Origin of the sequence: Phenylobacterium hankyongense (genome assembly GCF_003254505.1) — a bacterium.
Classification (GTDB): Bacteria; Pseudomonadota; Alphaproteobacteria; order Caulobacterales; family Caulobacteraceae; genus Phenylobacterium; species Phenylobacterium hankyongense.
Genome location: NZ_QFYP01000001.1, coordinates 2,176,489 through 2,200,061, shown reverse-complemented (window position 1 = coordinate 2,200,061; position 23,573 = coordinate 2,176,489). Strand labels below are relative to the sequence as shown.

Annotated in this window: 16 protein-coding genes; 4 read left to right on the top strand and 12 right to left on the bottom strand. The window is 70.5% G+C overall.

Going from position 1 to position 23,573, the window contains the following annotated elements; translation table 11 throughout:
* Positions 1–140 precede the first annotated feature (140 nt).
* The 3 genes from DJ021_RS10695 to DJ021_RS10685 form a co-directional block, all read right to left on the bottom strand.
* Entirely contained in the window at positions 141–1,448 is a 1,308-nt protein-coding gene (locus DJ021_RS10695) for an ABC transporter ATP-binding protein (RefSeq protein WP_111457530.1), read from the bottom strand.
* A gap of 11 nt (positions 1,449–1,459) precedes the next feature.
* Positions 1,460–3,217 carry an ABC transporter permease gene (locus tag DJ021_RS10690; protein WP_111457529.1) on the bottom strand — a complete coding sequence of 586 codons (1,758 nt, stop codon included), beginning with the start codon at positions 3,215–3,217 and terminating at the stop codon, positions 1,460–1,462.
* 240 nt (positions 3,218–3,457) lie between these two features.
* A complete protein-coding gene (locus DJ021_RS10685) occupies positions 3,458–3,733 on the bottom strand; it encodes a metal-sensing transcriptional repressor (protein WP_111457528.1) in 276 nt (91 codons plus the stop codon).
* A 420-nt stretch (positions 3,734–4,153) separates the two neighbouring features.
* Between DJ021_RS10685 and DJ021_RS10675 the strand changes: the two genes are divergently transcribed.
* Positions 4,154–5,005: a DUF4118 domain-containing protein gene (locus DJ021_RS10675; RefSeq protein WP_165837180.1), complete on the top strand. Its 852-nt coding sequence runs from the start codon at positions 4,154–4,156 to the stop codon at positions 5,003–5,005.
* Positions 5,006–5,034: 29 nt separating this feature from the next.
* On the opposite strand, the gene DJ021_RS10670 is transcribed toward DJ021_RS10675, so the two are convergent.
* The 7 genes from DJ021_RS10670 to fdhD all read right to left on the bottom strand — a co-directional run bounded on the left by DJ021_RS10670 (position 5,035) and on the right by fdhD (position 14,049).
* Entirely contained in the window at positions 5,035–5,757 is a 723-nt protein-coding gene (locus DJ021_RS10670) for a response regulator (protein WP_111457525.1), read from the bottom strand.
* Positions 5,754–8,441, bottom strand: coding sequence for a sensor histidine kinase (locus DJ021_RS10665; RefSeq protein ID WP_111457524.1), 2,688 nt, complete (start codon positions 8,439–8,441; stop codon positions 5,754–5,756). Before DJ021_RS10665 ends, DJ021_RS10670 begins: the two co-directional genes overlap by 4 nt.
* A 21-nt stretch (positions 8,442–8,462) precedes the next feature.
* Positions 8,463–9,053 (bottom strand): potassium-transporting ATPase subunit KdpC, encoded by a 591-nt coding sequence (kdpC, locus tag DJ021_RS10660; RefSeq protein WP_111457523.1) that lies wholly within the window; start codon positions 9,051–9,053, stop codon positions 8,463–8,465.
* A gap of 62 nt (positions 9,054–9,115) precedes the next feature.
* Positions 9,116–11,179: a potassium-transporting ATPase subunit KdpB gene (gene kdpB / locus DJ021_RS10655; protein ID WP_111457522.1), complete on the bottom strand. Its 2,064-nt coding sequence runs from the start codon at positions 11,177–11,179 to the stop codon at positions 9,116–9,118.
* A gap of 31 nt (positions 11,180–11,210) precedes the next feature.
* Positions 11,211–12,923 carry a potassium-transporting ATPase subunit KdpA gene (gene kdpA, locus DJ021_RS10650; RefSeq protein ID WP_111457521.1) on the bottom strand — a complete coding sequence of 571 codons (1,713 nt, stop codon included), beginning with the start codon at positions 12,921–12,923 and terminating at the stop codon, positions 11,211–11,213.
* Positions 12,923–13,009: a potassium-transporting ATPase subunit F gene (locus DJ021_RS19325; RefSeq protein ID WP_111457520.1), complete on the bottom strand. Its 87-nt coding sequence runs from the start codon at positions 13,007–13,009 to the stop codon at positions 12,923–12,925. The genes kdpA and DJ021_RS19325 overlap by 1 nt, the downstream gene beginning before the upstream one ends.
* Before the next feature lie 218 nt (positions 13,010–13,227).
* Positions 13,228–14,049: a formate dehydrogenase accessory sulfurtransferase FdhD gene (gene fdhD / locus DJ021_RS10640; protein ID WP_111457519.1), complete on the bottom strand. Its 822-nt coding sequence runs from the start codon at positions 14,047–14,049 to the stop codon at positions 13,228–13,230.
* Between the two features lie 338 nt (positions 14,050–14,387).
* On the opposite strand from fdhD, the gene mobA reads away from it, so the two are divergent.
* The gene (gene mobA, locus DJ021_RS10635; protein WP_111457518.1) at positions 14,388–15,044 is read left to right on the top strand and encodes a molybdenum cofactor guanylyltransferase; all 657 of its coding nucleotides are present in this window, start codon (positions 14,388–14,390) and stop codon (positions 15,042–15,044) included.
* 4 nt (positions 15,045–15,048) lie between these two features.
* On the top strand, positions 15,049–17,385 hold the full coding sequence (locus tag DJ021_RS10630) for an FdhF/YdeP family oxidoreductase (protein WP_111457517.1): 2,337 nt from the start codon (positions 15,049–15,051) through the stop codon (positions 17,383–17,385).
* On the opposite strand, the gene DJ021_RS10625 is transcribed toward DJ021_RS10630, so the two are convergent.
* On the bottom strand, positions 17,350–18,261 hold the full coding sequence (locus tag DJ021_RS10625) for a LysR family transcriptional regulator (protein ID WP_111457516.1): 912 nt from the start codon (positions 18,259–18,261) through the stop codon (positions 17,350–17,352). The genes DJ021_RS10630 and DJ021_RS10625 overlap by 36 nt on opposite strands.
* 96 nt (positions 18,262–18,357) lie before the next feature.
* On the opposite strand from DJ021_RS10625, the gene ilvD reads away from it, so the two are divergent.
* Positions 18,358–20,220, top strand: coding sequence for a dihydroxy-acid dehydratase (gene ilvD, locus DJ021_RS10620; protein WP_111457515.1), 1,863 nt, complete (start codon positions 18,358–18,360; stop codon positions 20,218–20,220).
* Positions 20,221–20,264: 44 nt separating this feature from the next.
* On the opposite strand, the gene DJ021_RS10615 is transcribed toward ilvD, so the two are convergent.
* Entirely contained in the window at positions 20,265–23,573 is a 3,309-nt protein-coding gene (locus DJ021_RS10615; protein ID WP_133254986.1) for an amidohydrolase family protein, read from the bottom strand.

Sequence of the window (23,573 nt, the reverse complement as noted above, 5' to 3'; positions counted from 1 at the left end):
TGTCCGTCCCACTCCCGGCGGCTCGGCCTTGGCCAGCCCGCACGGTTGATGCGCCTATCTAGTTTCAATTGAGACTATCTGGCGGGCCAAACTAGTGTCAATAGATACTTGTTTGCGAAACCCCGGACCTCGACCGTGCCTCAGCTCGGATCGTCGAGCGTGAACAGGTCCGCGCCCTCGTCGTAGGCGAAGGCCTCGGCATACCGCGCCCAGTTGGTGACGCCCTTGAGGGTCTGTTCGGCGTCTTCCGGCGACATCAGGTCCTCCAGCTCGTCGCGGAAGCGGCGGGCGGGCGCCTGGTGCGACGCACGTTCGTCGAGCACGCGGCGGATGTGCCGGGCCAGCGGCACGTAGGCGATCAGGTGTTGGGCGAAGAGCTGCTTGCGGGCGTCGACGTCGGCCTCGGCGTAGCGCCGCGCCTCGGCGGTCAGCTTCAGGTCGCCGCCTCCCAGCTCAGCGAACCGCAGGAGCTGCAGGGTCTCGGCGATCGGGAACAGCTCGTCAGCCTCGTAGTGAAGCGCCTCGGCCAGGTCCGGCAGATGCGCCTCGCCGTCGAAGGGCGGCGCGCTGACCGTCTCCATCAGCCCGGCCAGGATGTTGGTGGAGACCCGCGGCAGCACCATGCCGATGCCCATGCCGGGGAAAACCCCGTCGCCGCGCCGCTCGCCGGCCGAGCCACGCTGCGTCATCCGCGCGTAGATGTCGTCCACCAGCGCGCGGAAGGCCGGGTTCTGGCGGTTGCGCGGTTGCGGCAGGTCGACCTTGATCTCGGCGACGATGCGGCCGGGGTTGGAGGAGAACACCAGGATGCGGTCGCACATCAGCACCGCCTCCTCGATGTTGTGGGTGACCATCAGGATCGACTGGATCCCCATGCGGCCCTCGCCCCAGAGGTCGAGGAGATCGGTGCGCAGGGTCTCGGCGGTGAGCACGTCGAGGGCGGAGAACGGCTCGTCCATCAACAGGATGGTCGGGTCGACCACCAGCGCCCGGGCCAGGCCGACCCGCTGGCGCATGCCGCCCGACAGCTCTTTCGGGTAGGCGTTCTCGAAGCCGTCGAGGCCGATCAGGTCGATGGCCGCCAGCCCCCGGCGGCGGCGAACGTCCGGCGCCACACGCCTGGCCTCCAGGCCTACCTCCACGTTCTGCTGCACCGTCAGCCACGGGAACAGGGCGAAGCTCTGGAAGACCATGCTCACCCGCGTCGGCGACGCCGCGTTCGCGCGCGGGAAGGTGATCTCCCCGGACGTCGGCTGGATCAGGCCGGCGATGGAGCGCAGCAGGGTCGACTTGCCCGAGCCCGAGCGGCCCAGCAGGCCGACGATCTCGTTGTCGAACAGCGTCAGGTCCACGTCGTCGAGCACCAGCTGCCCGCCGCCGCCGGGCTTGCCGTAGAGGTGGCGGACGTTCCTCACGTCCAGCAGGTGGCGATCGTCGATGGCGGCCATGGGAGCCTCCCCTAGTCGAGACGCAGGCGGCGCTCGGCGAACCGGTACATCGGTCGCCAGAGGACGCGGTTGAAGGCGATGACGAAGATCGACATGACCGCGACGCCCAGCGCCACGCGGCCATAGTCGCCGGCGGCGGTGGCCTTGGCGATGTAGGCGCCGAGCCCGGCGGCCTCGAGGTGCTTGTCGCCCCAGGTCACGGCCTCGGCGACGATGCTGGCGTTCCAGGACCCGCCCGAGGCGGTGACGGCGCCGGTCACGTAGTAGGGGAAGATCCCCGGCAGGGCGACCTGCCGCCACCACTGCCAGCCGCGCATGCCGAAGATGCCGGCGGCCTCCTTCAGGTCGCTCGGAATGGCGCTGGCCCCGGCGATGACGTTGAACAGGATGTACCACTGGGTCCCCAGCACCATCAGCGGCGACAGCCAGATGTTGGGATCGGCGCGCAGGGCGACGATCGCCACCACCACGAAGGGAAAGAGCACGTTGGCCGGGAAGGCCGCGAGGAACTGGGCGACGGGTTGCAGGCGCTGCGCCCAGGCGGGCCGCAGGCCGATCCAGACCCCGATCGGCGTCCACACGAGGCTGGTCAGCGCGATCAGCACCACGACGCGCGTGAGCGTCGCCAGGCCGAGGCCGAAGGCGACGAGCACGTCATGCCAGTTCAGCGTCCGACTGACGAAGGTCCACAGGAACCAGATCGCGGCGAGGGCTGCGGCGCCGGCGACGCCCAGCCACAGGCGGTCGATGGCCCGCGTGGCGGCCGGGCCCAGCCGGATCGGCTGCAACCGAAATCCGGGGGGCCGCCAGTCGACGGCCGCCAGGACCTTCGCCGGCCAGCTGAGCGGCGCCACCGCGATCCGCAGCCAGCGCACGCGGCGGACGAGGTCGTAGACCCAGGAGCCCGGGCGGTCCTGCGAGGCGGTCTGCTCGAACCGGAACTTGTCCGCCCAGGCGACGATCGGGCGGAACACCAGCTGGTCGTAGAGCAGGATCACCACCGCCATGGCCCCGACGCCGACCGCCACCGCCCGCATGTCCTGGCGCGCAATCGCCAGCGCCAGCCACGATCCGATCCCCGGCAGGGCGATGGTGGTCTTGCCCACCGTGATGGCTTCGGACGCCACGACGAAGAACCAGCCGCCCGACATCGACATCATGACGTTCCAAACCAGGCCGGGGGTCGCGAACGGCAGCTCCAGCCGCACGAACCGGCGCCAGGGGGAGAACCCGAACTGGCGGCTCACCTCGTCCAGGTCGCTCGGGATGGTCCGCAGCGACTGGTAGAAGCTGAAGGCCATGTTCCAGGCCTGGCTGGTGAAGATCGCGAAGATCGCCGCGCATTCGACGCCCAGCTGGCGGCCGGGAAACAGGCCCATGAAGAAGGTGACCGTGAAGGTCAGGAACCCGAGGATCGGCACCGACTGCAGGATGTCGAGCGCCGGCACGACCACGAGCTCGGCCTTGCGGTTCTTGGCGGCCAGGGTGGCGACCGTGAAGGTGAACAGCAGCGACGCTCCGAGCGCGGCGAACATCCGCAGCGTCGTGAGCAGGGCGTATTCCGGCAGGCGCCTTGGATCGAGCGTGACCGGCGTGGTGCGCAGCTGCGCCAGGGGCTCGCTCATCTCGCCGGCCCCGTGCACGATCAGCACGGCGGTCGCGGCCAGCAGCAGGAAGGCGACGAGATCGGCCCAGGACGGGGCGACGCCGGCGTGCAGGAAGCGCGCGAGCGGACGCGCCCCAGGGCGGTCGCCGGAGAGAAATACCATGGCTCACCTCGTGAGACGCCGCGAAGGCCGTCACGGGTCGAGCCTGGAGCCAGGCCCTAGCGGGACGCCCTCAGCGGCGCGTTAGATCGACTGCTACTGTCGCTTGGCATGGGCTGGGGTTCCGGTGGGGCCAACCATCCCCCAGGGGAGGATGGGCGGCAGGCGGCGGAATGATCCTCCCGGCGCCGCCTGTCAAGGCGTTCGTCGCCTCAGGCGGCGCAACCGCCCGATCTGGTCAAGCTAGAGGTATTTGGTGATCTCTTTGAACTCGTCGATCGTGCGCTGCGCGTCGCGCGGCTCGTCCTCGATCGCATGGGCGAGGCAGTGGTCGATGTGGTCGTGGACCAGGGTCCGTTTGGCCGCGGCGACGGCGCGTTCGACGGCGTGCAGCTGCTGAGCCACGTCCGGGCACGGACGGCCGGATTCCATCATGCCGATGACGTTGCGCAGGTGGCCTTCGGCGCGCTTCAGGCGTTTGACGATGTCTGGGTGGGTCCGATGGACGACATGAGCCATGACGATTGACATATCCCCCGGGGAGGATAGGTCAAGCACCGCACATCCCCCCTGGGGGGATACGTCGCCACCCATCTGTCGCGGACGATCATCGATGCTGAGGAGGATCGCCGCTGGCGTCGATGAGGCTCAGCGCCGGGCCGCGGCGCAGAAGGCGACGTTGCTCCTCCAACTCGCCCAGACCCTGAACGAAACCGCCAGGCGACTGCTCGGCCGGCGCCGTAGCTGGCTGGCCTGGAGCATGTTCCGCACCACCGAAGCGCTGGGGCACAGGGCGCGACGCATTTGGGCGGCCGAAATGCGGAGACGGCGGCGATAGGGCCACCGGCAGGACCGGGCCGGCCAGCCCGCAATCCACATCGATCCTTTATGCGCAGGGGCGTATCAGGGCGGCTCCCCTCGGCCACACCGGAGCGTCCCATGGCCAGCGACATTGCGTTCCCTTCCTCACCGCCCGAACTGGAAGGTCGCGACGCGACCCTCGGACGCCCGGCGCGACGCACGCCGGCGCTCGGCTACGCCCTGAGCCTGCTGCTGGTCGCCGCCGCCAGCGTCGTGGCCTTCGTGGTCGACCACATCGTCGCCACGCCCAACCTCTCGCTGGTCTTCGTGCTGCCGGTGATCGTCGCCGCCCTGAGCTTCGGCTGGGGGCCGGCGCTGGTCGCGGCGCTGGTCGGCGTCGCCGTGTTCGACTTCCTCTTCGTCGAACCGCGGATGACCTTCGCGGTCGCCAGCCCGACGGATATCTGGGCGCTATTCCTGCTGCTCCTAGTCGCCGCCATTGCGAGCACCGTCGGGGCGCAATCGCGCGGACGGGCGCTGGCCGCGCGTCGCGCCGCGCAACAGGCCGAAGCCCTGCACGCCCTGGCGCATGGAATCATCGACTCCCAGCCGCACGCGGCGCTGATCAAGACCGCCGCCGATGCGCTGGGCCGGATCTTCGACGCCCCGGCGGTCGTCCTGGCCGAGCGGGACGGCAAGCTCGCGCCCGCCGCCGCCAGCGGCGACGCCAACCTCTCCGCCGCGGACCAGGAGGCCGCCCAGTGGGCGCTTGCCAACGACAAGCCGACGCGCGCCGAGACCTATCCCTTCGATCAGGCCGACTTCGACTTCTGGCCCGTGCAGGTGCCGGCGAACCATCGCCTGGTGCTGGGCGTGAAGCTCACCGGCCGCGCGGAGGGCCGGCCCGACGTCCCCGACCGACATGTCGAGCTGGTGGCCGCCTATCTGGCCGCCGCCGCCAGTGAGCCCGGCGGGCGCAAGCGGCCCTAGGTCGAGCCGCGGTCTTCAACGCGGGCGCCTCACGCCTGTGGCGCGATCCGCAGCATGTCGTCGGTCACGAACCGGTAGCCGACGCCCGGCTCGGTCATGATGATCTGCGGCTCGGCGGGGTCGCCTTCGATCTTCTGGCGCAGCTGGCCGATGAACACCCGCAGGTACTGGGTGTCCTCGGCATGCGCCGGCCCCCAGATCGAGATCAGCAGGTCGCGGTGCTGAACCACCTTGCCGGCGTTCTGCGCCAGCTTGGCCAGCAGGTCGTACTCCTTGGGCGACAGGTGCACGAGCTCCTCGCCGCGGGTGACCAGGCGCCTGGGGAAGTCGATGGTCAGCGGCCCCGATTTCACGATCGGCGGCGGCGGCTCGCTGGCGTGCGACCGCTGGCGCAGGGCCGCGCGCAGCCGGGCGAGCAGCTCCCCGACGCCGAACGGCTTTTCGACGTAGTCGTTGGCGCCGGCGTCCAGCGCCTCGATCTTCTCGGTCTCCCGGTCGCGCGCCGAGAGGATGATGATCGGCTCGTGGTAGAATTCCCGCGCCTTGATCAGCACCTGCCGTCCGTCCATGTCCGGCAGGCCGAGGTCGAGCACCACGGCGTCGGGCGCGGCGCGCGCGATCTCGCGCAGGCCCTCGGCGCCGGTGTCGGCGCGCAGCGGCTCGAACCCGGCGGCTTCCAGCGCGGCGCGCAGGAAGCGGTGGATCTGGGCCTCGTCGTCGATGACCAGGACGCGGGGGTGATGCGCACTCATGGGGTGACTTCGGTCCTTGGCGGCGGTTTAGGCAGGCTGATCAGCACGCGCGTGCCGTGGTCGCCATGGATCGGGCTGGCGGCGGCGATGCGTCCTCCCATGGCCTCGATGAAGCCCTTGGAAATGGACAGGCCCAGGCCCGCGCCCTTGGTGCGGTCGGTGGGCTCTTCCATGCGCCGGAACTTCTCGAACACCCGCTCGAGCTCCGCGGTCGGGATGCCCTTGCCCTCGTCTTCGATGCTGATCACCACATTGTTGCGGTCCTCGTAGGCGGCGAGCTCGATCGCGGTGTCGTCGGGGCTGTAGGCGATGGCGTTCTCGAGGATGTTGACCACCGCCTGCTCAAGCAGGTTCGGGTCCAGCCTGACGGGGGGCAGGTCCGAGGGGAAGTCGCGTTCTATATGGCGCTTGCCCAGGCGGCGCGCGACGCGTTCGGCGGCGCCCATCAGGACATCCCGCACGTCGATCCAGTCCTCGCGGATGTTCAGCGCCCCGCCTTCCAGCCGCGTCATGTCCAGCAGGTTGCCGACATAGCGGTTGAGCCGCTCGGCCTCCTCGCGAACGCTCTCCAGCAAGTCGGCCCGGGTCGCGGCCGGCATCCCCTCCCCGTAGTCGATCATGGTGGTGGTCGAGCCGAGCACGGTCGACAGCGGCGTGCGCAGGTCGTGGCTGATGGAGTTCAGCAGGGCGGCGCGGAAACGGTCCGAGCGCCGCAGGGTCTCGGCCTCCACGGCGGCGAGGGCCAGGTCGGCGCGCTCCAGGGCGACCGCGCCCTGGTCGAGCAGGGCCAGCACCAGCTTCTCCTCGTCGGAGCCGGGCCGCAGGGCGTCGGCCTCCACGCCGGCCACGCCAACCCGTTCGCGGACCCCCTGGAGCGGCCAGAACGTCCAGCTGGTCTGCGGCAGGGTCCCCGTCCCGTGACCGGCCGCCTCGCCCTTCTCCCAGGCCCAACGGGCGGCGGCCATGGCGGCCGCGCCGAGGTCTTCGAGCTCGGGGGCGCCCGCCACCGCCTCGATCTCGTCGCCGCGCGGCGCCAGCACGATCGCCTTGGCGCGGGCCGCCGCGGAGATCTGCTCGGCGAGCGCGTGGGCGGTGTCCTTACGGGTGGCCGATCCCGAAAGCCGGCGGCTGGAGACCAGCAGGGAGGCGATCGCCGCCGCCCGGTTCGAGGTCTGTCGGGCCTGGTCGCGGATCCGGCCGATCAGCCAGCCGGAGGTCATGGCGACGACGAAGAAGACCCCGAAGGTCAGCACGTCGGTGGGATGACCGATGACGAACGACAGGCGCGGACTGAGGAAGAAGAAGTTGTAGACCAGCGCCGCCACCGCCGCCGCGGTGATCGCCGGCCACAGGCCGAAGGCCAGGCCGGCCGCCAGGACGCTGAGCAGGAAGATCATCGCCAGGTCGGCCCCGTTGGCCAACCGGTCGAGCAGGCCGGCCAGGGCGCCGGCTATGCCCACGAAGGCGAGCGCGCCGAGGTGGCCACGCCATCCGGCGGCGCTCATGGCCGACCGGGCCGCCGGCGGCGCGTCCTTGTCGTCGTCACCCCGCTCGGTGACCACATGAACGGCGGCGCCGCGGGCCTGCCGCAGGAGGGCGGTGGCCAGGGCGCGGCCCATCAGCTCCCGCAGGCGGCTGTCGCGCGACTTGCCGATGACGATCTGGGTGACGTTGTTGCGGCGCGCATAGGCCATCACCGAGGCCACCACGTCGTCGCCGGTGAGCACGACGGTGGACCCGCCCAGCTGCTCGGCGAGCTTCAGCGCCTCGCGCAGGCGCGCCCGGGCGGCCGACGACGGGGGTTTCTGGTTGGGCCGCTCCACGTGCGCCACGGTCCAGGGCGCGTCCATCATCATGTCCGACAGCCGGCGCCCGGTGCGCACCAGGGCGCTGGCCATGGCGTCCCCGCCGACCAGGACGACGATGCGTTCCCCCGCCGCCCAGGGGCCCTCGACGCCCTTCTCGCGCATGGTGGCGATCAGCTGGTCGTCGACCGTCTGGGCCATGCGCCGCAGCGCCAGTTCGCGCAGCGCCGTCAGGTTCTCGGGCTTGAAGAAGTTGTCGGCCGCCAGCCGCGCCGTCTCCGGCACATAGACCTTGCCGTCGGCCAGCCGCTCGCGAAGCTCGTCCGGGGTGATGTCGACGAGCTCGATGTCGTCGGCGCGGGACAGCGCCGAGTCCGGCACCGTTTCGCGCTGCCGCACGCCGGTGATCCGCAGCACGACGTCGACCAGGCTCTCCAGGTGCTGGACGTTGAGCGTCGTCCAGACGTCGATCCCGGCGCCGAGCAGCTCCTCGACGTCCTGCCAGCGCTTGGGATGGCGCGAGCCGGGCGCGTTGGAGTGGGCGTACTCGTCCACCACCAGCAGCTTCGGCCGTCGGGCCAGGGCGCCGTCGAGGTCGAACTCCATGAGAGCCCGACCCTTGTATTCGATGGGCTCGCGCGGCAGCACCTCGAGGCCGCGCAGTAGGGCCTCGGTCTCGCGCCGACCGTGGCTCTCCACCACGCCGATCACCACGTCCTCGCCGTCCGCCTTGCGGCGGCGGGCCGTGCGCAGCATCTCGTAGGTCTTGCCGACGCCCGGCGCCATGCCGAGGAAGACCTTGAGGCGCCCCCGCCGGGCCTTGTTGGCCGCGACGAGGAGCGCGTCCGGATCGGGCCTGCGGGGTTCCTCGGCGTTCATCGCGGCTCCCGCCTCTCGGGCTCAGCTGGCTGGAGGCGTCGGCCGGGTGGACGCCGCGTCCAGCGCAAGGTTGGCCTTTAGCACGTTGACGGCCGGCTGGCCGAAGAGGCCCAGCCACGGCCCGGTGGTGGAGTCGGCGATCACCTTCTCGACCTGATCGACCGGCACTCCGCGCGCCGCGGCGACGCGGGCCGCCTGGCGATGGGCGTTGGCCGGCGAGATGTCGGGGTCGAGGCCCGAGCCCGAGGTGGTCACCGCATCGGCCGGCACGGGGCCGGCGCCCTCCCCCTGCAGACCGGCCGTGTCCTTGGCGATCCGCTTGGCGAGATCCGGGTTCAGCGGACCGAGGTTGGAGCCGGAGGAGCCCGAGGCGTCATAGCCGTCGGTCCCCGCCGCCGACGGCCGGGGATGCAGGTACTGGGGCTTGGCGAAGTTCTGGACGATCAGCGCCGAGCCGATCACCTGGCCCTTGGCGTCGCGGATCAGGCTGCCTTCGGCCTGCCTGGGAAAGGCCAGGTGGGCGATGCCGGTGACGACCAGCGGATACCCCACCCCCAGCAGCAGGGTGAAGAAGAGCGTGGCGACGATGGCGGGACGGATTTGGGCGAACATGGCGGGCTCCTAAAGGGTCGCCGTAAGGGAAAGGGCGGGCTCGAGCAGGCGCATCGGGATGATCACACCAGCCCCACGCTGGAGACGATGATGTCGATGAGCTTGATGCCCACGAACGGGGCGACGATGCCGCCGAGCCCGTAGATCAGCAGGTTGCGCTGCAGCAGCTTGCCGGCCCCGATGGCGCGGTACTTCACGCCGCGGAGCGCCAGCGGGATCAGGGCCACGATCACCAGGGCGTTGAAGATCACCGCCGACAGGATCGCGCTCTTGGGGCTCGACAGGCCCATGATGTTGAGCGCGCCCAGCGCCGGCAGGGTGAGCACGAACAGCGCCGGGATGATCGCGAAGTACTTGGCCACGTCGTTGGCGATGGAGAAGGTGGTCAGCGCGCCGCGGGTGATCAGCATCTGCTTCCCCACCTCGACGATCTCGATGACCTTGGTGGGGTCGGAGTCGAGATCGACCATGTTGCCGGCCTCGCGGGCGGCCTGGGCGCCGGTCTGCATGGCCACCCCGACGTCGGCCTGGGCGAGGGCCGGCGCATCGTTGGCGCCGTCGCCGCACATCGCCACCAGGCGGCCGCGGCCCTGCTCGTCGCGCATCAGCCGCAGCTTGTCCTCCGGCGTCGCCTCGGCGAGGAAGTCGTCGACGCCGGCCTCCGAGGCGATGGCCGCGGCGGTCACCGGGTTGTCGCCGGTGATCATCACCGTGCGCAGTCCCATGCGGCGCAGGTCCGCGAAGCGTTCCTTCACCCCGGGCTTCACCACGTCCTTGAGGTGAATGACCCCGAACAGGATGCCGTTCTCGGATACCGCCAGCGGCGTGCCGCCCGACCGCGCGATCCGGTCCACCGCGGCGGTGAACTCGGCCGGCGCCTGGCTGGCGGCAAGCCCGGCGTCCTTGAGCACGGCGTCGACGGCGCCCTTGCGCCACTTGCTGCCGTCGGCGTCGAGACCGGACTGCCGCGTGGTGGCGCTGAACGGGATCACCGTCGCGCCCTTGGGAGCCTCCAGGACCAGGCCGTGGTTGCGGGCCAGTTCGACGATGGAGCGGCCTTCCGGCGTCTCGTCGCCCAGCGAGGCCAGCAGCGTCGCGCGCAGCATCATCTCGGGCCGCACGCCCGGGGCCGGGATCAGTTCGGTGGCCATGCGGTTGCCGAAGGTGATGGTGCCGGTCTTGTCGAGCAGCAGGGTGTCGACGTCGCCGGCCGCCTCGACCGCACGGCCGGAGGTGGCGAGCACGTTGAACTTCAGCAGCCGGTCCATGCCGGCGATGCCGACCGCGGAGAGCAAGCCCCCGATGGTCGTCGGGATCAGGCAGATGAACAGCGCGCCCAGCACCATGGGATCGATCTTCACCCCCGAGTAGGTCCCCAGGCCCAGCAGGGTCACCACCGCGATCAGGAAGATCAGGGTGAGGCCGGCCAGCAGGACGGCGAGCGCGATCTCGTTGGGGGTCTTGCGGCGGTCGGCGCCTTCGACCATGGCGATCATCCGGTCGAGGAAGGTCGAGCCGGCCTCGGAGGTGATGCGCACCTTCAGCCAGTCGGAGACCACGGTGGTGCCGCCGGTGACGGCGGAGCGGTCGCCGCCGCTCTCGCGGATCACCGGGGCGCTCTCGCCGGTGATCGCCGCCTCGTTGACCGAGGCGATGCCCTCGACGATCTCGCCGTCCGAGGGCACCACGTCGCCGGCCTCGACGAGCACCACCTGCCCGACCTTCAGCTCGTTGGCGGGCGTGGGGACCACGACGCCAGCGGCGTTGAGCAGCTTGGCCTTGGTGGTCACCCGGGTGGCGCGCAGGCTGTCGGCGGCGGCCTTGCCGCGGCCCTCGGCGACGCTCTCCGCGAAGTTGGCGAACAGCACGGTGGCCCAGAGCCACAGCGCGATCTGCAGGGCGAAGCCCCAGCTGGCGCCGTCCTTGATGGCCAGCACCGTGGAGACCGTCGCCAGGACCGCGACGATCCAGGTGGCGAAGATCACCGGGTTGCCGGTCAGCTTGCGCGGATCGAGCTTGACGAAGGAGTCGCGGGCGGCGCGCGCCACGATCGGGCTGGAGAAGCTGGCGACGAGCGTAGCGGCCTTGCGGCGCTGCTCGCCCAGGGGTGCGGTTGCGATGGTCATGTGATGAGCCCCAAAGCTTTCAACGGGGATTTCAGCGAGCCGCAGCCACGGCGTGCAGCGCTTGGAAGTGCTCCACGATCGGGCCGAGGGCGAGGGCGGGGAAGAACTGCAGGCCGCCCATGATCAGGATCACCCCGATCAGCAGGCCGATGAACAGCGGCCCGTCGGTCGGGAAGGTGCCGGCCGTAGCGCCGAGCTTCGGCTTGGCCGCCATGGAGCCGGCGATCGCCAGCACCGGGATGGCGTAGGCGAAGCGCCCGAGCAGCATGGAGATGCCCAGCGTCGTGTTCCACCAGGGGGTGTTGGCGCTGAGGCCGGCGAAGGCCGAGCCGTTGTTCCCGGTCGCCGAGGAGTAGGCGTAGAGGATCTCGGAGAGGCCGTGGGCGCCGGGGTTGGCCAGGCCCTTCAGGGCCACGGGCAGCACGGCGGCGACGCCGGAGAACCCGAGGATGCACAGCGGCAGGATCAGCACCGCCAGCATGGCGTACTTGATCTCGCGGGCCTCGACCTTCTTGCCGAGGTACTCCGGCGTGCGACCGACCATCAGGCCCGCCACGAAGACCGCGATCAGCGCCAGGACGACCATGCCGTAGAGGCCGGAGCCGACGCCGCCGGGGACGATCTCGCCCAGCTGGATCATGAACATCGCCACCCCGCCGCCCAGCGGCATCAGGCTGTCATGCATGGCGTTGACCCCGCCGTCGGAGGCGCCGGTCGTGGCCGCCGTCCAGATGGCGGTCGAGGGGGCGCCGAAGCGGACCTCCTTGCCTTCCATGTTGACCGAGGCGTCGGCGTGGGCCGCGACCAGGGCGGGCGCCGGCTGGGTTTCCGTGGCGTAGACCACGGCGGCCGCGCCGAACACGAACAGCGCCATGACGACCACCAGGGCGCGCGCGTCACGCCTGGCGAGCACGATGCGTCCGAAGGCGACGACGCAGGCGTAGCCCAGCACGTTCATCGCGACGATCTCCAGCAAGTTGGTGATCGCGTTGGGGTTCTCGAACGGGTGCGCCGAGTTGGCGTTGAACAGACCGCCGCCGTTGGTGCCGAACTGCTTGATCGCCTCCTGGGAGGCCACGGGGAAGAGCGCGATGGTCTGCTTGCCGCCTTCCACCGTGTGGGCGGCGACATGGGCCAGCAGGGTCTGCGGCTCGCCCAGCGCCACGAACGCGACGGCGAGCACCAGCGAGAACGGCAGCAGCACGTAGAGGCTGATGCGGGTCAGATCGACCCAGAAGTCGCCGAGGTTCTCCGCCCGGTTGGCGGCGAAGGCCCGCGCCAGGGCGGCGGCCACCGCGATGCCTGCCGCGGCCGACAGGAAGTTGTGCGAGGTCAGCCCGGCCATCTGCGAGAAGGTCGAGACCACCTGTTCCGGCACATAGGACTGCCAGTTGGTGTTGGTGACGAAGCTGATCGCGGTGTTGAACGACAGGTCGGGCGACAGGCCCGGGAAGCCTTGCGGGTTGAGCGGCAGCAGGTTCTGGAACCGCAGGATCAGGTAGAGCACGATGAAGCTGGCGACGCTGAACGCCAGGAAGCTCATGGCGTAGGCGATCCAGTTCTGGCCCTTGTCCGGCTTCACGCCGCAGGCGCCATAGACCAGCCGCTCCACCGGTTTCAGCACCGGGTCCAGCCACGTCCGCTCGCCTTGCCAGACGCGCGCCATGTAGATGCCGAGCGGCCAGGCCAGGGCGACCGTGACCGCAAGCGTCAGGGCGATCTCGCCCCAGCCACGCGGATCCATCAGAATTTCTCCGGACGAAGCAGCGCCACGATCATGTAGCCGCCGATGACGAGGGCGCCGACGCCCCAGATGATGTCCGCGAGCATCAGATGCGCCTCAGGCCATGGACGTAGCCGGCGAGCACGCCGAAGATCGCCACGCCGCCAAGAATGTAGATGATGTCGAGCATTCGACGCTCCGTCCTCAAGCTAGGGACGCAAGCTACCGAGCTTCAACGTAAGGGCTCCATTCGGAACCCCGCCCCGCGCATCAAGGAAACATAAGGGTCGGCGGCCGGTCCCAAGCTCGACGCCAGGCCGATCAGTCAGCAAACGCGATCGGGGCGCGTAAACACCTCGAAGCCGTCGCGCCGGGCGACTCCCACCAGCGTCATCCGCGCCTGCTCCGCGGTCCGGATCGCCAAGGCCGTCGGCGCCGACACCGCCACAAGCACCTGAGCCCCGATGACCGCGGCCTTCTGGATCATCTCCACCGAAACCCGGCTGGTCAGGAAGACTGCGCCGTCGGTGCGATCCTGGCCGGCCGCGGCCAGGGCGCCCACCAGCTTGTCCAGCGCATTGTGCCGGCCCACGTCCTCGCGCACGCCGGCGAACCCGCCGCCGCGTCCCCACCACGCGGCCGCATGCACCGCGCGCGTGGCCGCGCCGAGCGCCTGGGCCGCCGGCAGAGCCGCGAGCGCCGCGTGGATCTCGGCGGGCGAGATGCGGAGGCCGTCCGGCACGGCCGGGATCGGGCGCATGGCCTCCCCCAGGCTGTCGACGCCGCAGAGCCCGCACCCGGTCGGTCCCGCCAGGTAACGCCGCCGCGCGGCGAGCGCCGTGGCGCGAGGCTTTGCAAGCCACATCCGGGCTTCGATCCCGATCCCGGTTTCGACCACCTCGAGGCCCTCGATTTCTGAGGCCTCTGCGACGATCCCCTCGGTAAGGCTGAAGCCGAGGGCGAGGTCTTCGATGTCGGCCGGCGTGGCCATCATCACCGCCGTGGTCGACCCGTCATGCACCAGCGCCACCGCCACCTCTTCCGGCACCCGTCGGTGGTCCTGCGTCGCGCCATGCAGGCCAAAGCGGGTCATGGCGACCGAGCGGCTGGCCGGGACGGCCGGCTTTGGAGGGTGTCGGGTGGTCATGTCTGGCTCAGCCCCGCTGTCGGTCGTGGCGCTGAACGCACCGTACAGAGGATGGTCGGGTTCGTCCTTTGGGCGCGCAACTTACAGGACTGTATGGCGCGGGCGGGGCCGCCGTGGGGATCGCGGGTCGATGCTGCGCTCCTGACCGCACGCCCCCCGCGGTCCCTGGCGAGGCGGCCTCCCACGTCCCTCGCCGCCGCCCCGTCGTCGAATGACGGCGGGGCGGCACTGGGGCTTCCCGCTCCGGCGGGCGTAGACGCCAACGGCCGCCGGGCGCAATTTATCAGCGCGCCCCTGCTCGCTGCGGAGTTTGACCGGTGTCGACACGTCCGTCTGGGATGCGACCAAGTCAGCCGAGAGCCCATCGGGTCGCCGCGGTGATCCTTTGCGGCGGCGCGTCCTCGCGCATGGGGACCGACAAGGCGGTGCTCGATTGGAACGGGGCGGCGGCGATCGACCGGCTGGCGGCGCTTTCCGAACGCCTGGGACTTCGGATGGTGCTCACCGCGGGCGCCGACCATGGCCTTCCGGCGGTGTTCGACGCCAGGCCCGGCGAGGGCCCTTGCGGAGGCATCCTGGCGGCGGCCGCCTGGCTGAGCGCCGCAGGCTACGGCCGCGCGCTGATCCTGGCGGTCGACGCCCCCACCGTGACCGCCGACGACATCCGGCCGCTGATGGACGCCGGCGGGCCCGGAGCCGCCTATGACGGCCTCCCGCTGCCGATGGTGATCGAGCTCGCCGCCATCCCGGCGGAGGCCCGGGCGAACTGGGCGCTGAAACGCCTCGTGCAGGCGGCCGGGCTCAGTACGCTCCATTGCAGCGACCAGGCGCGACCCAGGCTGCGGGGCGCCAACACACCGGAGGAGCGGCGGCATCTGCTCAGCGAATTGCAGGCCGCCGCGCCCTCAAGCTCCGGAACCCGATCGCCATCCCCTCGGGACGGCGGTCTCCACGAGCCGCGCGCCGGATCGATCCGACCCCAGCATCACGGGTGACCAGATGGCGAAAGATGATGTTCCAGGCGTAGGTCCCTATGGCGGGCCGGCCGGTGGCTGGGGCGCCTTGCACGCCGTCGCAAAGGCGCTGAGGGGCCAGATGGCCGTCGCGTCGGACGCCCGCGCCCTGCTGCGGGTGAACCAGCCGCAAGGCTTCGACTGCCCTGGCTGCGCCTGGCCGGACCCGAAGCACACCTCGTCGTTCGAGTTCTGCGAGAACGGCGCGAAGGCCGTTTCATGGGAGGCGACCTCCAAGCGCGCCACCCCGGAGTTCTTCGCCGAGCACCCGGTCTCCGACCTGTGGACCTGGTCGGACTTCGCGCTCGAGAGCGAGGGCCGGCTGACCCATCCCCTGGCCTACGACGCACAGACCGACCGCTTTGCGCCGATCGCCTGGGACGAGGCCTTCCGCCGCATCGGCGAGGCCCTGCGCAGCCTTCCCGACCCGAACCTGGCGGAATTCTACACCTCCGGCCGCACCTCGAACGAGGCGGCCTTTCTCTACCAGTTGCTGGCGCGCGAGTTCGGCACCAACAACTTCCCCGATTGCTCCAACATGTGCCACGAGGCGAGCAGCGTCGGGCTGCCGGAGTCGATCGGCGTCGGCAAGGGCACGGTCACCCTTGAGGACTTCGACCGCTGCGACGCCATTTTCTGCATCGGCCACAACCCGGGAACGAACCATCCCCGGATGCTGACCACGCTTCGCGCCGCCTCGAAGCGGGGCGTTCCGATCGTCGTCTTCAATCCGCTGCGGGAGCGCGGGCTCGAGCGTTTCGCCGCCCCGCAGGATCCGATCGAGATGGCGACGCTGGGCTCGACCCCGATCGCCTCGGCCTACTATCAGCTGAAGGTCGGCGGCGACGTCGCCGTCCTGAAGGGCATGATGAAGGCGCTGGCGGCGGCCGACGCCGCCGCTCTCGCCGCCGGCCGCGAAGGGGTCCTCGACCACGCCTTCATCGCCGAGCACACCCTGGGCCTCGAGCCACTGCTCGCCGACCTCGACGCCACGTCCTGGCCGGCCATCGAGGCCAGGTCGGGACTATCCCGCGCGGACATCGAGGCCGCGGCGGACGTCTATGCGAAGGCGGACCGGGTGATCGTCTGCTACGGCATGGGCGTCACCCAGCACCGGCACGGCGTCTCCAACGTGCAGCAGATCGCCAACCTGCTGCTCCTGCGCGGCAACATCGGTCGCGAGGGCGCCGGGATCTGCCCCTTGCGCGGCCACTCCAACGTGCAGGGCGACCGCACGGTCGGCATCACCGAGATCCCCACGCCCGCGTTCCTCGACCGCCTGCAGGCGGTGTTCGGCTTCGAGCCGCCCAGGGCCAAGGGACACAACGCGGTGGAGGCCGTGCAGGCGATCTGCGAAGGCCGCGCCAAGGCGCTGGTCTGCCTGGGCGGCAATCTGGCCGTGGCCATGTCCGACCCGGCGGTGGTGTTCGCCGGCCTGCGACGGCTGGACCTGGCGGTCCACGTCGCCACCAAGCTCAACCGCTCCCACCTTCTGCTGGCGAAGCAGTCGTTCATCCTGCCCTGCCTCGGGCGAACCGAAATGGACATGCAGGCGGAGGGCCGGCAGTCGGTGACGGTGGAGGACTCGATGTCCGTGGTCCACGCCTCCCGCGGCGGCCTCAAGCCGGCCTCCGAACACCTGCTTTCGGAGCCCGCGATCGTCGCCGGCCTCGCGCAGGCGGCGCTGCCCGACAGCAAGGTCGACTGGGCCTGGCTGGTCGCCGACTATTCCCGCATCCGCGACAAGATCGAGGCGGTGTTTCCGGATTTCGCCGACTTCAACGAGCGGATCAGGACGCCCGGCGGCTTCCGCCTGCACGTCGCGGCTTCGGAGCGCGAGTGGCGCACATCGACCGGCAAGGCGAATTTCCTGATCGCGCCAGGCCTGAACGAGGATCCCGCGGTGGCCGGCGACGGCGTCCTGACGCTCACCACCATCCGCAGCCACGACCAGTTCAACACCACGATCTACGGACTCGACGATCGCTATCGCGGAATCTCCGGCCGCCGCGACGTGGTGTTCGCCAATGCGCAGGACCTCGCCGAGCGCGGCCTGAAGCACGGCGATCCGGTCGAGCTGGAAGCGGTCTTCGACGACGGCCGGCCGGCGCCCAGCCGGATCTACGGCGGGCTCATCGTGGTCGCCCACGACATCGCCCGCGGATCGCTGGCGGCCTACTATCCGGAGGCCAACGTCCTCGTCTCGCTCGCCGACTATGACGCGCGGAGCGGCACGCCGTCCTACAAGTCGATCGCCGTCCTGCTTCGTCGGGCCGGGTCGATGGGATCAGACGCCGCCGAGTCCTTCGAACGCGACCTGTAGAAAGCGGTTCAACGTCGGGGTCAGGTCATCCTGGCGCCAGACGACGCCCGTCTCCAGCGACGGGACCTCCCCGGCCAGATCAACGTATCGGACGCCCGTGCGCGCGAGGTTGCGCAACGAGGCGGGCACAAGCGCGACGCCCATCTCGGCGGAGACCAGGCTGATGATCGTCTGCATCTGGAGGGCCTCCTGAACGATACGCGCCGTTCCGCCGTGGGTCGTGAAGTAGCCCGTGATCAGATCGTGGAAGGCGGGGGCCGCACGCCTCGGGAAGATGATCAGCGGCGCCTGGACCACGGCGGCTGGGTTCAGGCGTCCGGAATGGAGGGGCAGGCGTCCGTCTTCAAGCCAGCTTTCCGGCACGGCGGCGACGAGCTGCTCCGACAGGAGACAGCGATAGCTGAGCGCCGCCGGCAGGGCGCCGCTGGCCGGCGGGATGATGATGCCGGCATGCCCCGCGCCCTCCAGCAAGGCCGCGATCTGCACCTCGCTGGTGGCCTCCCTCAGGGCGATCTGGACGGCGGGGTAGAGGGAGGCGTACCGCCGTACGAGCCTCGGCAGGACGCTGTAGTCCGCGGTGCTGACGAACGACAGCTCCAGCTGCCCCGCCTCGCCATCACGCAGCCGTTTGGCGATGTCAGGCAACGCAGCCACGTCGCCGAGCACCGCGCGAACGTGGACCAGCCACTGTCCGCCGAAGGGGGTCAGCGCGACGCTGCGCTTGGTGCGGACGAAGAGCGGCGCGCCAAGCTCACGCTCCAGCGCCATGATCGACTGGCTGAGCGGCGGCTGGGTCATGTTCAGCCGCGCCGCCGCGCGTCCGAAATGCAGCGTCTCCGCCACCGCGGCGAACTGTCGAAGCTGGCGTACATCCATCGCTCATATGTACAGCGACCTAAAACCACTCGAAAAGTATATTTCTGCCGTAGGAGCGGTGAAGCTATTCGGGGGCGGATCATCAAGGACGCCGTCATGCCCGCCTATCGCTCCCGCACCTCGACCCACGGCCGCAACATGGCGGGCGCCCGCGGCCTTTGGCGCGCGACGGGGATGAAGGACGCGGATTTCGGCAAGCCGATCATCGCGGTCGTGAACTCCTTCACCCAGTTCGTCCCGGGGCACGTGCATCTGAAGGACCTCGGGCAACTGGTGGCGCGGGAGATCGAGCGCGCCGGCGGCGTGGCCAAGGAGTTCAACACGATCGCCGTCGACGACGGCATCGCCATGGGCCACGACGGCATGCTCTACAGCCTGCCGTCGCGCGAACTGATCGCCGACAGCGTCGAGTACATGGCCAATGCGCACTGCGTTGACGCCCTGGTCTGCATCTCCAACTGCGACAAGATCACGCCCGGCATGCTGATGGCGTCGCTGCGGCTGAACATCCCGACGGTGTTCGTCTCCGGCGGCCCGATGGAAGCCGGCAAGGTCGTCCTCCGGGGCAAGGAGGTCGCCCTCGACCTCGTGGACGCCATGGTCGCCGCGGCCGACGAATCCGTCAGCGACGCCGAGGTGGCCGCCATCGAGCGGTCCGCCTGCCCGACCTGCGGCTCGTGCTCGGGCATGTTCACCGCCAATTCGATGAACTGCCTGACCGAAGCGCTCGGCCTGTCGCTTCCCGGCAACGGCTCGGTCCTCGCGACCCACGCCGACCGCGAGCGCCTGTTCCTCGAAGCCGGACACCTGATCGTCGACATCACCCGCAGGTATTACGAGCAGGAGGATACGAGCCTCCTGCCGCGGTCGGTGGCGAACTTCGCGGCGTTCGAGAACGCCATGAGCCTCGACATCGCCATGGGCGGCTCCACCAACACCGTCCTGCACCTCCTGGCGGCGGCGCATGAGGCGGAAGTCGATTTCACCATGGAAGACATCGACCGCCTGTCGCGTCGGGTGCCGTGCCTGTCGAAAGTCGCGCCGGCCAAGTCGGACGTGCACATGGAGGACGTCCACCGCGCCGGCGGGGTGATGGCGATCCTCGGCGAGCTGGACCGCGCGGGCCTTCTCAACACCGACACGCCCACGGTGCACAGCCCGAGCCTCGCAGAGGCCCTCGACCGCTGGGATATCGTCCGCACCGCCAGCGAGACCGTCCACACCTTCTACAAGGCGGCGCCCGGCGGCGTGCCGACCCAGGTCGCCTTCAGCCAGAGCCGCCGCTGGGCGGACCTCGATCTGGACCGCGAATCCGGGGTCATCCGCAGCGCCGAGCACGCCTTCTCGAAGGACGGCGGCCTGGCGGTTCTGAAGGGCAATCTCGCCGAGGAGGGCTGCATCGTGAAGACGGCGGGCGTGGACGACAGCATCCTCGTCTTCTCCGGCCCGGCGCGGGTGTTCGAAAGCCAGGACGCCGCCGTCAGCGCCATCCTGACCGGCAAGATCGCGGCGGGCGACGTCGTCGTGATCCGCTACGAGGGACCGCGCGGCGGCCCGGGCATGCAGGAGATGCTGTATCCGACCAGCTACCTGAAATCGAAGGGCCTCGGGAAGGCCTGCGCCCTGATCACCGACGGCCGGTTCTCCGGCGGCACCTCCGGCCTGTCGATCGGCCACGTTTCGCCCGAGGCGGCGGAGGGCGGCGTGATCGGGTTGATCGAAGACGGCGATCGGATCGAGATCGATATCCCCGGCCGTTCGATCGAACTGAAGGTCCCGGCGGCGGATCTGGCGGAACGGCGCGCGGCCATGTCGGCGCGAGGTTCCGAAGCCTGGAAGCCGGTCGGGCGCGACAGGAAGGTGTCGTCAGCCTTGCGCGCCTACGCGGCCTTCACCACCAGCGCCGCACGCGGCGCGGTCCGGGACCTCCAATCACCGTCGGCGCCGACCAGCCGGTAAGCTTCGGCTCTTTACCTCTAGGCATTCGGAACCGGGCCCGACCTTCAGCGGGTCGGCTTCTCCCGCTCATGGCTCGCCCGCCCAACGCGGACGCTCACATCTGCGCGCCGCGGCGCGACCGGCGAGATCACCTTCAGGTCGGCGGCATCGTAGAGGCGACCGTTCTTCATCACCTGCTGGAGCGAGCCGACGTTCTTGATGTCGGCCAGCGGGTCGCGGGCGAAGACAAGGAGGTCGGCGAACTTTCCCGGCTCGAGGCTGCCGAGCTCGCCCGCCCGTCCGATGGTCTGCGCCGATCCGACGGTGGCCGCGCGCAGGACCTCGCGAGGGGTCAGGCCGCCCGAGGCCATGGCGAACAGCTCCCAGTGATAGCCGATGCCCGGGTAGTTGCCGTGGCTGCCGATCCCCACGACCCCGCCCGCCCGCTGGACCGCGCCGGCCGAGGCGGCGACCTGCGGATAGATCTCCTCCCGCGGGTCGACCCAGTGGACGCGGGTGAACAGCTTGTCCCGCACGAAGCGAGGGTAGAAGGCGGCCACCTTGGGATCGTCATAGGGCCGCGTCGCGGCGATGAAGCCCTCTCCCGCCGGCGGCCCGCCGTGCGAGATCTCCATCGTCACGTCGTAGCTCGTTCCCGAGCGCGCCAGGAGCTCGACCACGTCGCGATAGAGGGGCACGGCGGCCAGCGTGTGCTCGTTGCCGGAGAAGCCGTCGAGGATCTGGGTCAGGTCGAGCTTCATGTCCAGGGCGCCCTCGGTGGTGGGCATCGATCCCTGGTCGCGCGCCGCCATGGCGACCCACTGGCGCACCCGCCGCGGGCCAGTCCGGTACTCCTTGAGGTTGCGCGTCCGGTAGTGCTCGACATAGCGCGAGACCACGTCCTCGACCTGCTGCAGCGAGGTGAAGCGGTTGTAGGAGAAGACCGCCGTGGCGGTGGAGTAGAGCCGCGGCGCCACGACCTGGCCCGCCTCGATCAGGTCTTGGTAGGCCAGCATGTCGATCGACAGGGTGGAGGGGTCCAGGGCGGTGGTGACGCCGTAGGCGAGCGTCGCCTTGAAGCCCCAGTCGTCGAAATCCAGGACGCCGCGCCGGATCTCGCCGAAGTGGTCGTGCACGTCGATGAAGCCGGGCGTGACGAAGCGGCCGCCGAGATCCTCGATGGCCGCGCCCGCCGGCAGGCTCACCTGCCCGCGCGGCCCGATGGCGGCGATGCGGCCGTCGCGCACCACGATGTCGGCGTCGGCGATCACCTCGTCGCCCTTCATGGTGACGGCGGTGGCGCCTCTCAGCACGACCGGGGCCGGACCCCGATCCCGCGGGACCTCGACGCTCGCCCGGAAGGCTTCCACGCTCCCCTTCCCCGGCATCGGCCGGTCGCCCTGGTCGACCGGCGTATCCGGCGGGTCGAGCACGACGCCGGACAGCGGCCGACGGTAGAAGGTCGAGCCCACCGCCCAGGTGATCGTCCGCCCGCCGTCCGCCCAGCCGAAGAAGTCCGCGCCGACGCTGGTCAGCTTGCGGTGCGGCGTGCGGGGCCGGTTGAGGTCGATCGGCGTCGCGGCGTCGCCCGGGGCGGGAACGCCGACCAGCTGCAGCTGCTGGGCGATCTGGATCAGCGCCCACCGGCCGTCCGGACTGATCATGATGTCGTCGGCCGGAACGTCGGTGGACTGGAAATAGAATCCCGGCCCGGTGGCGGAGAGCACCGTCTGTCGGTCCGCCCCGTCCAGGCCGATGGAGTCGAGGCCCTGGTCGGAGACGATGAACACGCGCGCGGGGTCCCGGGTGAACTGCGGCGTCCCGCTCATCTGGCCGGTGGCGACGACTTTCGCCGCGCCGCCCTGGAGCGGTACGGCGATCAGGTCCGCCTGCCGGAGCGGCCCGAACGCGCGGCCCGTCCACAGCGGCTCCTGCAGGGTGTGCATGCGCTCATAGGCGCTGGACCGCAGCGCCATCAGGCTGCGCCCATCTGGTGTGAAGGCCGGGTCCGTGTAGTAGGCGTCCACGGCGTCCATCCGCCGCGCCGGTCCGCGGCCGTCGGCGGGCGCGACCCACAGCTGGCCGCCTTGCGGCGAGGCCCAGGTCACGTAGGCCAGGGTCCGGCCGTCCGGCGACCAGGCCGGCTGGAAGGCGCGCTCGGCCGCGCCCGTCACCGGCCGCGGCGCGCCGCCCTTCAGGTCCATGACGTAGATCCGGCCGAGGGCCGAGAAGGCGATGCGGCCGCCGTCCGGCGACTGGACGGGGCCCTGGATCAACCGCGCCCGCACCGGACCGGTCTCCGCCTTCAGCGCCTGCCGCAGCAGCGGGCCGAGATCGAGCGCCACGTGGGCGTTGAACGGCGTCGTTGAGGTCGCCCCGGTCGCGACCTCGATCCGCTGGATGCGGCCGCCGATGTTGGCCAACAGCGCCTGTCCGTCGGGCGTGAAGGCGTAGCCCGGCACGAGGTCGCGGGTGGGCAGCGCCTCCTGGACGTCGCGCTGGATCGGCTGGACCAGGGCGCGGTCCGCGCCGCCGTCGAGGGTGCGGATGCGGAGCGCCGTCTGGCCCTGCGCGCGCACGGCGTAGACCAGCGCACGGCCGTCCGGCGACAGCACCGGGCGCATGGCGCTGCCCTGGTTGGTGACGATCGTCTCCTCCTGCCCGGTGCTCAGGTCCAGGCGATCGATCGACCACAGCGGCAGGGTGACGTCGTCCTCGAACACCTTGCCGACGTGGGCCGCATAGTAGACGAACCGACCGTCGCGGGACGGCGCCGCGCCCAGGGCGCTGAACTTGCCGCCGGTCAACTCCTGCCCCGGACCGCCGTCCTCAACCGGATAGCGCCACAGCTCGATGGCGTTCAGGTCGGACCGGTAGAGCGACGCGAACAGGCTGCGACCGTCGGCGGACCACGCCGGCGAGACATATTCGTGGACGCTGTCGTTGCGGGTCACCTGCCGCGCGTCCGAACCGTCGGCGTTGGCGACCCACAGGTTCTCGGCCCCCGAGCGGTCGCTGACGAAGGCGATCTTCGCGCCATCCGGCGAGAAGGCCGGCTGCGAGTCGAAGGCCATGCCCCGGGTCAGCGGCCGCGCCGTCCCGCCCTGGCCATCCAGGGCGTAGAGATCGCCCAACAGGTCGAAGACGATGGTGTGGCCATCCGGCGAGACCGTGAGCGAGAGCCAGGCGCCCTCGTCGGTGTCGAAGGCGATGTGGCGGGCGGGCTGCAGGGGCAGGCCGGCGGCTGCGGCGACCGGGGCCGGCGGCGGCGTCTGCGCGTGGACGCCCGCGGCCCCCCAGATCGCGACGCAGCTCACCGCGGCGGCGAGGCCGCGCGCCGCAGGTGACGCCTTCGGAGGCTTGCCCGGCCTCAT